Annotated in this window: 10 protein-coding genes and 1 tRNA gene; 4 read left to right on the top strand and 7 right to left on the bottom strand. The window is 29.2% G+C overall.

The window, feature by feature from the left end:
• The gene (locus P161_RS0106000; RefSeq protein ID WP_026776127.1) at positions 1-2,766 is read right to left on the bottom strand and encodes a caspase family protein; all 2,766 of its coding nucleotides are present in this window, start codon (positions 2,764-2,766) and stop codon (positions 1-3) included.
• Positions 2,767-2,911: 145 nt separating this feature from the next.
• Between P161_RS0106000 and P161_RS0105995 the strand changes: the two genes are divergently transcribed.
• Positions 2,912-3,316 carry a hypothetical protein gene (locus P161_RS0105995; RefSeq protein WP_026776126.1) on the top strand — a complete coding sequence of 135 codons (405 nt, stop codon included), beginning with the start codon at positions 2,912-2,914 and terminating at the stop codon, positions 3,314-3,316.
• 53 nt (positions 3,317-3,369) lie between these two features.
• Positions 3,370-3,894, top strand: a complete 525-nt coding sequence (locus tag P161_RS0105990; RefSeq protein ID WP_026776125.1) for a hypothetical protein — start codon at positions 3,370-3,372, stop codon at positions 3,892-3,894.
• An 86-nt stretch (positions 3,895-3,980) separates the two neighbouring features.
• Here P161_RS0105990 and P161_RS0105985 read toward each other — a convergent pair whose 3' ends face one another.
• Genes P161_RS0105985 through P161_RS0105965 form a run of 5 tightly spaced genes read right to left on the bottom strand, consistent with a single transcriptional unit; the run spans position 3,981 to position 11,176 of the window.
• Complete coding sequence (locus P161_RS0105985) at positions 3,981-7,526, bottom strand: efflux RND transporter permease subunit (protein WP_026776124.1); 3,546 nt, start codon at positions 7,524-7,526, stop codon at positions 3,981-3,983.
• Complete coding sequence (locus tag P161_RS18140) at positions 7,519-7,923, bottom strand: four helix bundle protein (protein ID WP_036841282.1); 405 nt, start codon at positions 7,921-7,923, stop codon at positions 7,519-7,521. The genes P161_RS0105985 and P161_RS18140 overlap by 8 nt, the downstream gene beginning before the upstream one ends.
• Before the next feature lie 47 nt (positions 7,924-7,970).
• On the bottom strand, positions 7,971-9,143 hold the full coding sequence (locus P161_RS0105975; RefSeq protein ID WP_026776123.1) for an efflux RND transporter periplasmic adaptor subunit: 1,173 nt from the start codon (positions 9,141-9,143) through the stop codon (positions 7,971-7,973).
• A gap of 9 nt (positions 9,144-9,152) precedes the next feature.
• Complete coding sequence (locus P161_RS0105970) at positions 9,153-10,568, bottom strand: TolC family protein (protein ID WP_026776122.1); 1,416 nt, start codon at positions 10,566-10,568, stop codon at positions 9,153-9,155.
• A gap of 2 nt (positions 10,569-10,570) precedes the next feature.
• Positions 10,571-11,176, bottom strand: coding sequence for a TetR/AcrR family transcriptional regulator (locus P161_RS0105965; RefSeq protein WP_026776121.1), 606 nt, complete (start codon positions 11,174-11,176; stop codon positions 10,571-10,573).
• A gap of 170 nt (positions 11,177-11,346) precedes the next feature.
• On the opposite strand from P161_RS0105965, the gene P161_RS0105955 reads away from it, so the two are divergent.
• The gene (locus P161_RS0105955) at positions 11,347-12,318 is read left to right on the top strand and encodes a polyprenyl synthetase family protein (RefSeq protein WP_026776120.1); all 972 of its coding nucleotides are present in this window, start codon (positions 11,347-11,349) and stop codon (positions 12,316-12,318) included.
• Between the two features lie 62 nt (positions 12,319-12,380).
• Positions 12,381-12,454 (top strand) — tRNA-Ile (locus P161_RS0105950).
• 146 nt (positions 12,455-12,600) lie between these two features.
• On the opposite strand, the gene P161_RS0105945 is transcribed toward P161_RS0105950, so the two are convergent.
• Positions 12,601-13,242, bottom strand: a complete 642-nt coding sequence (locus tag P161_RS0105945; RefSeq protein ID WP_026776119.1) for a DUF6266 family protein — start codon at positions 13,240-13,242, stop codon at positions 12,601-12,603.
• Positions 13,243-13,265: the final 23 nt, after the last annotated feature.

The following is a 13,265-nucleotide window of genomic DNA, read 5'->3' as shown; positions in this document are numbered from 1 at the left end:
TTATTTTTCTACAACTTTCAATAAATAATCTCCACGTGGTTTGTGGTTACCAAACTTTTTAAGCAATGGTTCTGTTGCATTACCATGCATATAAGAGAAAATTTTACCTGGCGAAATAAAATCTTTTTCTTCAGAAAATGCCTTAATTAATTTACTTGCAAAAGGAGAATGTTCGTCAGAATCATTCCAATAATCTGGCACTTCATATCTACCTGAAGCCATAAAAATTCTTGAAGTTTCACTATTTTTTCTTTTAATAAAATCTTCTAATTCTATATCTAATTGTAATTTATTATAATTGTTAACTTCAATATCTTTTGCAAATAAATCAAAAGTTGCGCCAAAACAAACATCAAAAACTGCAAAAACGTTTTTTGCTGGCATTGTATTTAAAAGGCGATGTAAATCTGCCATTTTTAAATACGAGCTTTTATCATAATCTTCTTCCAACTCGTTACTTTCTTTACAAACAACCATACCATCAGACATTTCTTCACTGTAATATCCATGACCTGCAATAAAAAACAAAAACTGGTCATTCTCATCCATTTTTGCTTTCATGTTATTAATTGCTTTTAAAATTTCGTTTTTAGATTTGTTATGTAATAAAACTGTTTCTGTATTGTATTTATCTTTCAAAATTTTAGTAACAGTATTTACATCATTGATAGGGTTTTTTAAAGAAGACCAATCTTTTGTTGCATCAAAAGTGTCATTTGCCACCAATAAAGCAAAGCTCTTAATAATATTGTCTTTCTTTTTTTCTTCTTTTTTGTTAGAAACAGTAATTGTTCCTCTAGATTTAGTTGTGGTGTTGTATTTAGAAATTAGGAAGTTGGTGTAGTCTTTTTCTTGATGTATTTTATAGTAATTTGAAAACCACTCTCTGTTGCTTTTTTTGCTTGTGTTTAATAATTCAAAATTATAAAGGTCTGGATTATCAAAAATCTCTAAAAGATTTCCTTTTTTATTGATTAAATAATTTAACGGACCCGTTTTAATATCAGCATAACCATCATATCCTACATCTTTAGTTGTTAGAATTAATCTATTTCTAGTATTGTTTTTTGCTAATAGTGGATTATTCTCAAAAAGGTGATAAATTAAATTTTGAGCAAACTTTTCACCATTACCAGATTCACTGACAACTAATTGGTTGTTAACAGGAATTTGATTCATTAAACTGCCTAATTCCTTAACAGTAAGTGAATTCTTTGATATTTTTTTCCAATAATCTATTTTGTAATTTTCAAAATTAATATGAATTGGTTTTAATGTACTTAATTCTGTATCCCATCTCTTTTTTAATTCTGTTTGATTTTCATAATTCTCTTGATATGTTAGAAGAAATGTTTCTGTATTTTTATTTTCCAATAGTTCATTACTAAATCCAGAAAAATGGAAAATGAAAAAGTCGTTTGATTTAGCCTCTTCAATTACTTTTTTAAAAGCTAATCTAACGTTTTTTAAAGAGGCATTTTCGCCGATTAAAAGATGTTTTTTCACATCTCTTACTTTTTGTTTCTTATAATTATATTTTTCATATTTAAATATTGAATCTAAAAACTCTTCTTCAGTAATAACTCTATAATCTTTTGAAACTCTATTTCCAAAATTGGTAACTTCTTTTTCGCAAGATTTACAGGTATAATTATATATTTGGTTGTTGCCAACAGAAATAATATGTGCAACTGGTAAAGCATAGTATTTACCATTAGCTAATAATTCAATTTTACCAGTTATAACGTAATTAGATTTATTACTCTGTAGTAATACATTCTTTTTATGATGAGAAAAGCTTAAATTTCTCGAGTTTTCTATTTTAATTTCTTCTATTAACTTTCCGTTAATTAGGTTAAATACAGAAATTTTTCTTTCTGAATTTTCCCAAGTATTATCTTGCTTCTCTAATAAAACATATTCAATTGCTATATACTTATCAGTATAAGATTTTATGATTTTAGGTTGTGTTTTAAAATTTTCTAAATTGTTAACCAGGGTTTTTGTCCAAACTATTTTTTTAGTAGATAAATTAAAATTTGTTATAATTTGTGATGAAGCACTAACGTAGATTAACTTTCCATTTTCTAAAACTGTGGCGTAACTAACATCATTAATCTCTTTTATTTTATCAAAATTAGGCAACCCTAAAACCTCATAATTATTATCATATTTAATCATTAAAAAGTTTAGATTTTCTGCTTTATCTAATGCTGCTATTTTTTTTGTTATAGCTATTTTTCGGATTGCTTTTTTAGTTTTTAAATCATAGAGTTCTAACCCTTTTTCATTTGCAATTATTAAAGTATTGTCATGTATTTCAAAATCAATAATTAAATGCTCTTCAGCTGATTCACGAGTAATGGCTTTGTTGCTAGTTTTGAAAAACAAATTCATTTTTTTTGTTTCCAAATCAAAAGTGTACATACCATTATATTGGGTAGAAAAATAAAGTAGATTGTTTAATAAAATACCTTTTACGGGCTTTAAAACTTCACCACTATAATCTTTAGATTTATTATCTAAAACTTTTATTCGTTCTATAAATTCAACATTATTTTCATCAGGATTTTTATCTATGGTATATTTATATATATCAAAAAACAATCTTTTATTGCCATTAAAATTTTCCCAGTAAGAAGAAATGGAAATATTCTGTTTTGAATCATAAATAGTAAAAGCTACTTCTTTTTGTAAAAAACCAATATCATTAGAGAAACTATAAAAACAATTTAGAAAGAAGAATAAGAGTATTATTTTTTTCATTTGATTTTTTGCTTAAATTTATGAAAAATATATTTTATAAGGATTTGTTATTCAACAAATAAAAAGCAAAAAATATTTTTTTGGAATCATAATTGAAAGTTAAAAGTAGTAGAAAATTTTAAAATTTTACATTTAAATCAAAAAAATGCAAACAAGAGATTATGATGATTACATTCATATAGCATCCACCAAAGGTTTTAGAAAGGTTGATGATAGTGGTTTAGAAATAGATGTAGCAAAAGAAACAGATGGTTACTGTAATGTCTATGCAAATAATATAAGTGTAAGTTATTTACATTCTATGAACAATTTTCAAACAAATGCTATTGAGTATTTTGAAGAAAATCATGATGCAATATTTTTAGCATTGCTTTTGTATTTAGATGATTCATATCTTAATCCAGCTCACGAACTAGGCTTTAAATGCGTAGATATTTTAGACGAATATAAAGACGAACTGTGTTTTGCAGAATACACATTTATAGATGCAAACAAACAAAAGATTAAAATTATGATGCATAAAAACAACATAATAAAGGGGTCTTTTTGAGGTTAAAATGCCTAAATTATATTCAAAAAATCTTTTTAAAGAAATAAAAAATTATGCTTTACATCAAATTTGAAATAAAAAATCATAAAAATTTTATGGCTTTTAGAGCATTATATAATCATATGCTAGCTATTAGAACAAAAAATTATAAAGCAAAAGAAGATGGTGATGAAATTGATGACTTTATAGATGAAGACAAGCAAAAAATCAAATTATTTGATAAATTAATTCCAGAGGATACAAGTGGAGTTTTAGGAAACTATTTTTCTTTTAATAATGCAAAAAGTATTCTGATGAATGAAGATAAAGTTTCTTACATAAACTATTTAGAATATGGTTTTGAAGTAAATTTAGATCTTTTAGAACGATGTGAAATTGGTGGAGGAATTGTGAAAATTTCTACTGGAAACTATCCTTTTGGTGGTTTAGAACGTTTTATGATTACCTTAAAAGCATTTAAATTAGCACCATTTGAGTATTTTGATGGTTTTAATTTGTGTGCAATCAATTGGGTTTCTGATGTTGAATATGACGCAAATATTTTGTCCGAAAAAACAAAAGAATATCTTATAAAGTAAAAAACATATCGTTAGTAAATAGCTTAAAATTAAAAGAGCTGAAATTCTATTAATTTCAGCTCTTTTTAAATTTAATATTTTAAACTTTAAATTTGATTTTTATTGTCAATTCTTACATCTTCACTAAAAGCTAAATTTTCATTCTCAACTTTTTCTAATTGATGAGGTAAAACTCCTTTAATTCTCATTTTAAACTTTGTAATTAAAAAGAATAAAATTGGCACAACAATTAATGTTAAAAAGGTTGCAATTAGTAAACCATAAATTACAGTTTTTGCTAAAGGACCCCAGAAAACAACGTTATCTCCACCCATATAAATATTGGCATCAAACTCACTAAAGAGTGTAAAGAAGTTAATGTTTAAACCAATTGCTAAAGGAATTAATCCTAAAATTGTGGTAATTGCTGTTAATAAAACAGGACGTAAACGAGCTTTACCAGCTTTTACAACAGTTTCAAATAAACTATCTAAAGGCAAGTAATCTTCTTCTGCAACATCATCTTCTATTTTTCTTCTATCAATTAAAAGTTGGGCATAATCTAGTAAAACAACACCATTATTTACTACAATTCCTGCTAGTGAAATTATTCCAACCATAGTCATCATAATAACAAATGGAGCTCCAGTAATCACTAAACCACCAAATACACCAATGAAACTTAAAAAGATAGCCAACATGATGATTCCTGGTTTTGAAACTGAGTTAAATTGGAAAATCAGAATAAAGAAAATTAGCATTAAACCTGTAAAAAACGCACCCATTAAAAATGCCATTTGTTTGTTTTGCTCTTCAATTTGCCCTGTATAATCAATTTTAATTCCTTTAGGCATATCTTTAAAACTCTTCATAGAATTTTGGATTCTAGCCACAACTGCACCAGCATCTGTTTCTCCAGGAGAAAGTGCAGAATATACTGTTACCACACGTTTTACATCTTTGTGTTTTATGGCGCTAAAACCAGAACTGTTACTTTGTGAGGCAACAGCAGAAACAGGAATTTCTTTAATTTTACCTGAAGCTTGGTCTCTAAATGTTATTTTCTGATTAAAAACGGCGCTTTTATCATATCTATCATCTTTATTAAAACGAACGTAAATATCATAATCTTCACCATCTTTTTTATAAATACCTGCTTTGTTTCCAAAGATTGATGCTCTTAATTGAGAACCAACTTGCCCAGTTGAAACGCCTAATTCACCCGCTTTTTTACGATCAACCAAAACCTGCATTCCTGGTTTCGATTTGTTTACATCAATCTTTAATTCATCTACACCAGAAATACTTTGCGTATTTAAATAATCACGCATTCTTTCTGCTGTAAAAATTAATTCTTCATAATCTTCACCATTTAATTCGATGTTAACTGGAGCTCCTGCAGGTGGTCCATTTGCATCTTTTTCAACCGAAATTAAAACTCCAGGATAAATACCCACCAAAGCAGCTTGTACTTTTTGTCGTAATAATTCACTGTCTTCTCCACGTCTGTATTTATACTCACGCATAGAAGCTGTAATTTTTCCTTTATGTGGCATTTCTGCAGAAGAACCACCATCTGTTTGTGGATTTCCAGCACCTTCACCAACTTGCGAAACTGTACTTTCTACCATATAATTATAATCGCCATCTGTATATTGATCTTGATTTAAAACGCCAAATACTTTTTGCTCAATTTCTTTGGTAATTTGATTCGTTTTCTCAATATCTGTACCCTCAGGATATTCTATATATACAATAATTTGATTTGGTTTGTTGTCTGGGAAAAACTCAATTTTTGTTCTTTGTTCTCCAACAGACCAACCAAAGCCCATAAAAGCAACAATTAGTAACACAAAAGTTACAGCTACTAAAAAGTAAGGCATCCAACCAGAAAGTGCATTTTTTAATCGAACTTCGTACCAGTTTTCTAAAGTTACTAAGGTGTTTTTTTGGAAATAATTAGCTGCTTTTCTTAATACCAATCTGTATACCCACAACATAATTGCTGTGAATAAAATTAAGGTTCCTAAACCATTATATTCGCCTCCAAAAAAGAAGATCAACAAACCAACAACTCCCATAATAGCCGTTAATCTAATAATACTTTTTAGTGGCATATCTTTATCTTCTGTACTCATAAACTGAGAAACCAAAACCGAATTAAAGAAAATTGCTACGAATAAAGACGAACCTAAAACAATAGACAATGTAATTGGTAAAATAACCATAAATTGCCCCATAATACCTGGCCAAAGACCTAAAGGAATAAAGGCTGCAACTGTTGTAGCTGTAGATATGATAATAGGAAAAGCAATTTCTCCAATCCCTTTTTTGGCAGCTTCAATTCTGGTCATTCCTTCTTCGTCCATTAATCTGTAAACGTTTTCTACAACCACAATTCCATTATCTACCAGCATTCCAAGACCCATAATAAGGCCAAAAAGTACCATAGTATTTAAGGTGTAACCCATGGCTCCAAGAATCATTAAAGACATAAACATAGACATTGGTATTGCAAAACCAACGAAAATTGCGTTTTTAAATCCTAAGAAAAACATTAAAACAATTACAACTAAAATAACTCCAAAAATGATGTTATTTACCAAATCATCTACTTGTCCAATTGTTTTTGGAGATTGATCATTGGCAATAGTAACTTTTAAATCTGGAGGAAAATTATTCGCTTTTGCTTCTTTAACAATTACGCCAATTTGTTCTGCAGCAGCCACCATGTTTTCACCAGATCTTTTCTTAACATCTAGCATAACTACTGCATGGCCATCTTCTCTTGCATAGGTAGTTTTATCTTTGTCTTTAAAAGAAATTTTAGCAACATCTTTAAGGTAAATAATATTTCCATTTTCAGATTTTACTACAAAGTCTCCTAAATCAGAGGGTTCATCAATTTCACCAATAATTCTAATGGTTCTTCTTTGCTGGCTTGTAATAAAATTACCTGCAGACATGGTTACGTTTCCACGATTTATAGCGTTTGTAATATCATCAAAGCTAACTTTTGCAGCCATCATTTTGTAAATATCTACAGCAACTTCAACCTCTTTTTCTTGCGCTCCACGAATATCTACTTTTTTAATTTCTGTTAAATCTTCGATTTCATCTTGCAAATACTCTCCATATTCTTTTAGTTTTGCAACAGGATAATTACCAGAAATGTTGATATTTAAAATCGGCACTTCTTCAGACATACTCAACTCAAAAACATTAGGTGTAACTTTTGCACCATTAAAAGTTGGCCAATCCTCACCAGCAGTTTCCTGATCTATTTCGTCTTTTACCTTCTGTTTTGCTTTGTCAACATCAATTTTTTCATCAAACTCAACAGTAATAATTGAGTAATCTTCTTGAGATGTAGAGGTAATTTCAACCACGTTACTTACCGACTTTAATTTATCTTCTAAAGGGTTTGTAATTAGTTTTTCTATATCTTCTGCAGTGTTTCCTGGATATACAGAACTGATATAAATTTTAGTTTCGTTTATCTCCGGAAAATTCTCTCTTGGCATTGTAAAATATGCCGAAATTCCTAAATAAAGAATCAAAAACATCAGGACATAAATAGTAGTTTTATTATTTATTGCCCAAGAAGAAAGTTTAAATTCTTTATCTACTTGTTTGTTTTTATTTTTAGTCATTAGTTGATAGTCTTTGGTTGTTAGTGTTTTTATTGTTTGACATTAAGTATTTCTTTAAACTTGCTGTCATTTTTGATAACTCTTCTAAATGTAGTCTATTATTATAGTCTATTTCATTACTAATATAATTTAGACGTTTAGCAATAGATGAACACACAACACATTCTTTAATTGAGCCATTAGCAATATTTAAAAATCTATTAAATTGTGCATTAGTATCTCCTGAACCTTCAGCTATATTTAAAGCAATAGATATTGAAGCTCTTCTAAATTGAGATGTAAGACTAAAGTTTTCATTACTTGGAAAATTTTCAGTTACTTTATAAGTACTATCAACAAAATCTAAAGCTTTTTGATAAAGTTTTAAATCTTCAAATTTGAATTTAATTTCTTTCATTTGTATCAAATTATTTTTCTAAAGTCTAAAGACTAACACCTAAAGACTTATTTATTGATCACTTTTACAGCCTGACCATTGTTAACACTTCTTGCACCTTCCATAATAATTTCTGAATCTGCAGGAAGATGTTTTGTAACCTCAATCATGTCTCCTTGTGTTTTTCCTGTTTCGATAATTAAACGTTCTGCAACAGCTTCATCATTAGCATTTTTACCTTTTATGATATAAATAAATTGCTCACCATTTGCGTTTTCAGAAATAATACTTTGTGGAATTAAAACTGCATTTTCACTAGTGTAATCATTTAGTTTTAACCTTGCAGTTAAGTTTGGTTTTACATTTCCGCTTAAATTTGGCACACCAATTTCAATCTTAAAAGATCTATTATTTGGGTTGATAAAATTACCAACCTGTCTTACTTTTGATGTTACAGTTTCGCCTAAAACAGGAAAATTAACTTCTACTTTTTTATTTTCTGTAATGCTACCAATATAAGTTTCTGGCACTTCAGTTTCTATATACATATTAGACAGGTTAACAATTCTAAAAATTTCTGAGCCTTGTCCTGGAGCCACTACAGTTCCTCTTTCTTTAAAAACATCATCTATAATTCCAGAAAAAGGTGCTCTAATTGTAGCTTTTCCTAATTGACTTTTTATTTGATCTACAGCACTTTGTTGAGATTCGTAGGCTGTTTTAGTTTGTAAATACTGTATTTCTGATCCAATTTTTTGATCCCATAATCTTTTTTGACGTTCAAAAGTAGTTTTTGCAAAAGCAGCATTTGCCTCTAATTGCGCTAACTGTTGAGACATTCCTCCATCATCAATTTTTGCTAAAATTTGCCCTTTAGAAACTTTTTGACCTTCTTTTACGTAAACGCTTTCTAAAATTCCTGGCATTTCAGGATAAATTAAAACGTTTTGTTTGGTTTGTACATTTCCTTGTAGTTCTATAAAGTGCGTAAAAACCTCCTCTTTTACTTTGTAAGTTGTAATTAAAGGCATGTTCTTATTCTCGTCTAAAGCATCAATTTTATCATTGATTAGTTTTAAATCTGCTGCTAATTCTTGTTGTTTAGCAGTAATGTCTGATTTCTTAGTTTTTAGTTGAGTAATGTCGTTTGTTGCAAGAACATCCTCTAAAGAAACCTCTTTTTTATCTGCACAAGAAGCAAAAAGAACTGTTGCTAATAAGATTACATATATATTTTTCATCGTTGTTTTTTATTTAGTTGTGTTAATTGGTAAGTTTAATGCGTTTTCTAAAGCTGCTTTGTTAGAAATTACATCTAACATAGATTGTATGTAGCTTTGTTGTTGGCTGTACAATTGGTTTTGTGCCTGTAATAAATCGAAACTAGAAGAAATACCTTCAAAGAATTTTATACGTTGTTTCTTTTCGATTCTTTCTGCCAAACCAACATTCTTTTTAGCTGTTTGATAATTTTCGATGCTAAATTGATAATCGTTTTGGGCTTTCTGAGCTTGTAAGCTTAAACGTTGTTTTGTTTCCTCTAAACGTAAATCTGCATTTTCTAGCTCTAATTTTGCCTGTGATACTTTTGATTTTCTACTAAAACTACTAAAAATAGGCACGTTTAAACTCACCCCTAAAAGAGAAGATTCAAACCAACGTTGACTGCTATCAAAAAAGGTAAAAGAATCAGAAAAAGCTTGTGTACCATAATTTACAAAAGCACTTAAAGTTGGTAAATATTTGCTTTTTTCTAATTTTACATTTAAAAGACTGCCTTCTCTATTGTTTTCTGCAATTCTAAAATCGATATGATTATTTACATTAAAAGGTTCAGAAATTAATCCTAATTGAATATTGTCAGTAGCTAAACTCTCTAAAGAATCCGTTAAAATTAAGGTTGTATTTATAGAACTACCCAAAGAAAGATTTAGCATTTGATACGCTATTTCCTCCATTCTTTGCACGCTCTTTAGTTGGTTTTTAAGATTCCCTAAAGTAATTTCAAGTTGCTCTACATCTTCTTCCTCATTCAAACCATTTTCGTAGATTTTTTTAGCATCTTCATAATTTTTTGAAAGAATTTTAATGTTACTTTCTAAGATGGAAATACTACTTTGAGTAACCAATACATTTCCATAAGCGTTTACAACAGCCTCTCTTGTTAATAATTCAGTTTTTTCTTCAGCTTGTGTTGTAATTTTTAAGAAAGTTTTTGATGCCTGCAAACCTACAAGGTAAGAACCGTCAAAAAGTAACTGTGTTAAGGTTACAGTGGCATTCATGTTTTGTGGCGTTCCAAAAACAACCGGTATAAAACCACCTGGAGCAGTTGGTTCTCTGTTTGCTTGCAAATCAAAAAAATCTTCTACAGTTTGTACAGTAGAACTTGTATTATCGAAAGCTGCTGCTGGTAATAATGAAACAGGTTGTTTTAAAAAGTTTTGATAGTCTACAGCTGCATTCACTTGTGGCAAACCAATAGCGGTTGTTTCCCAAACTTTTTCGTTTGCAGCTTTTATATCGTTTTTAGCAGCTTTTGCATTGTAACTATTTTCTAAAGCGAAAGCAATAGCTTCATCCAAAGAAAGTTGCATTGTTTTCTCTTGTGCAGTTGTGGTTAGTACAAAGGCAAAAAAAGAAAGGATGTAAATATATCTCTTCATTTTTATAATTGATTAATTTTAAGTTGATGTTCTAATTTTTCTAGACCTAAAGGAGTGCAAATTCCTCTTAAATGATATTCGTAATAATAATTCATAAGCGTTTTCATAGAATAATTTTTTAGAGGAAACATCTCTTTATCCTTAATACCTGTAAGGCCATTAAAGTAAATTCGTGATATGAATTCTATATCAATTCCTTTTCTGTAAACCCCTATTTCTATTCCGTATTTTAAATTTTCTAAAACGCAGCCTTGCATCACTTTAAATTGCTTTTGTTTTAAAGAGCTATAAATTTTAGGATAGTATTTTTGTAGTTGATATTGAGGAGAAGACTTTTCGTCTTTTAAATGCGTCATCACAAACTGTTTGATGTTAAAAAGGTCATCAATAGGATTTCCTTTTTGCTCACAAATTTCATCTATTCCACAACAAATTGTATCAAAAATATGATTTGTAACGCCATCAATTAAATCGGTTTTATTTTTAAAATACTTATAAATTGTTTTTTTTGATACACCAAGAGAATTCGCAATCTCATCCATAGTTACACTCTTAAAACCTAAGTTTAAGAATAATTCGTTTGATTTTTCTATTATTTTTTCTTTCATAAGATATCAGCTAAAGCTGATTTTTTATATGGTTTAGCTTTTTTTGCGAGTGCAAATGTACAATAGGAAACTTTAGAAACAAAAAAAGTTTCCAAAGTTTTAATGATTTTTTAACATTTCATTTTAAAAGACAAATTTCTTTACGTTATTTTTACATAAAAATTAAAGATTTGGACATTTTACATTATCAAAAGGAGTTTTTACACTATTTAGAATCTAAAGAGTGGGTGCAAGAGCCAAAAAATTTGTACGAACCTATAGATTACATTTTAAAATTAGGAGGTAAAAGAATTCGCCCAATTTTAACATTGATGGCTGCAGATATTTTTGGAGCCGATTTTAAAAAGGCATTACCAGCGGCTTTAGCTGTTGAGGTTTTTCATAATTTCACTTTGGTTCATGACGATATTATGGATGATGCACCCATTAGAAGAGGAAAGCCAACTGTTCATGAAAAATGGGACATAAGCACAGGAATTCTTTCTGGGGATGCTATGCTAATTTTAGCCTATAAATATTTTGAAAATTATGAACCTATCGTTTTTCAGAAATTAGCAAAATTATTTAGCAAAACTGCTTTAGAGGTTTGTGATGGACAACAATTAGATGTAGATTTTGAAACCAGAAATGATGTTACCATTGATGCTTACATAAATATGATTCGTTTAAAAACATCGGTTTTAGTAGCTGCTGCTCTAAAAATGGGGGCAATTGTTGCAGAAACTAAAGATGAAAACGCAGAATTAATCTATGATTTTGGTTTAAATCTTGGTTTGGCTTTCCAGTTACAAGATGATTATTTAGATACATTTGGTGATGCTGAAACGTTTGGAAAGCAAATAGGTGGTGATATTATGGAAAATAAAAAAACCTATTTATATTTAAAATCTCTAGAGGTTGCAAGTGAAGAAGATAAAGGGAAATTAGCATTTTTTTACAGACAAAAATTAAAAGACAATTCTTTTAAAGTACCAGAAGTTACAAGGATTTTTAAGATGAATGATATCCCTTATTTAGTAACTCAAGAAATAGAAAAATATACACAAAAAGCATTCGATACGCTTTCTAAAATGACTATCAGTAATGATAGCAAGGAAAAACTAAAATCTTTTGGATTATGGTTGATGAAAAGAGACGTATAATATTCTTTAAAATTATTTGCAAATAATTTAAAATAAATAGTACATTTGCACCCTAAATTATTGGTCCTATAGCTCAGTTGGTTAGAGCACCTGACTCATAATCAGGTGGTCCATGGTTCGAGTCCATGTGGGACCACTTTTAAAAACCTTAAAATACTGTATTTCAGTTTTTTAAGGTTTTTTATTTGATATATATCCCCACATTTTCCCCACAATATTTTGGAATTAAAAAACCGCCACAAATTAATGCAGCGGTTTACAACGTTTACTTAAATTCTATTATTAAGCCACTGTACCAGAGCCTAAGTAAACACTATTTGATACAATCTTACCATCTACAGAAACAAACGCCATAAACAGCTCTACATTCTCTCCTGTATAGGAAGCTGGCAATGACAAAACTTGTGAAGTGGCACTTCTTTGTGCGCCATCTAATATATAAATGGATTCCTTTTTTGATACATTATAAGCTAACACCATAGCTTTATCTGTTGCATTCGCATTACCATCTGCTGAATTATCATCCCAATCAAAAGTAACCTGATTTGCAATTGATAAATCTACACTACCATTTAATGGACTTGATAAACTACCTCTACTTAATAAAGCTAATGAATAGTCAATACTAAAATTAGGTGCTGTTCCAATTACTCCATTATTTAGAACGTAAGACATTGCTGCATTAAATTCTGTTTTCTTTGTTGCAAAAGCCTTATAACCTACCTTTATAAAGTCTTTATTAGCTTGCAAGTATTCTAACGATATTGTAAATTTATTACGTTGATTTACTTGCCCTTCTGTTCTTGGATTTGCAACACTTGAAGGTTTGATTCTTAAATAATCAATTCCCTTCCAGCTACCACCAATAACATTTCCGACTTTACCAGATAAGCCGCCTAAAATTCCTTGTGAGATTTTTCCCATAACTACTATATTTATTAAAATTA

The sequence above is a fragment of the Polaribacter sp. Hel_I_88 genome, assembly GCF_000687935.1.
GTDB lineage: Bacteria > Bacteroidota > Bacteroidia > Flavobacteriales > Flavobacteriaceae > Polaribacter.
This window is presented reverse-complemented; position numbering and strand designations above follow the sequence as displayed.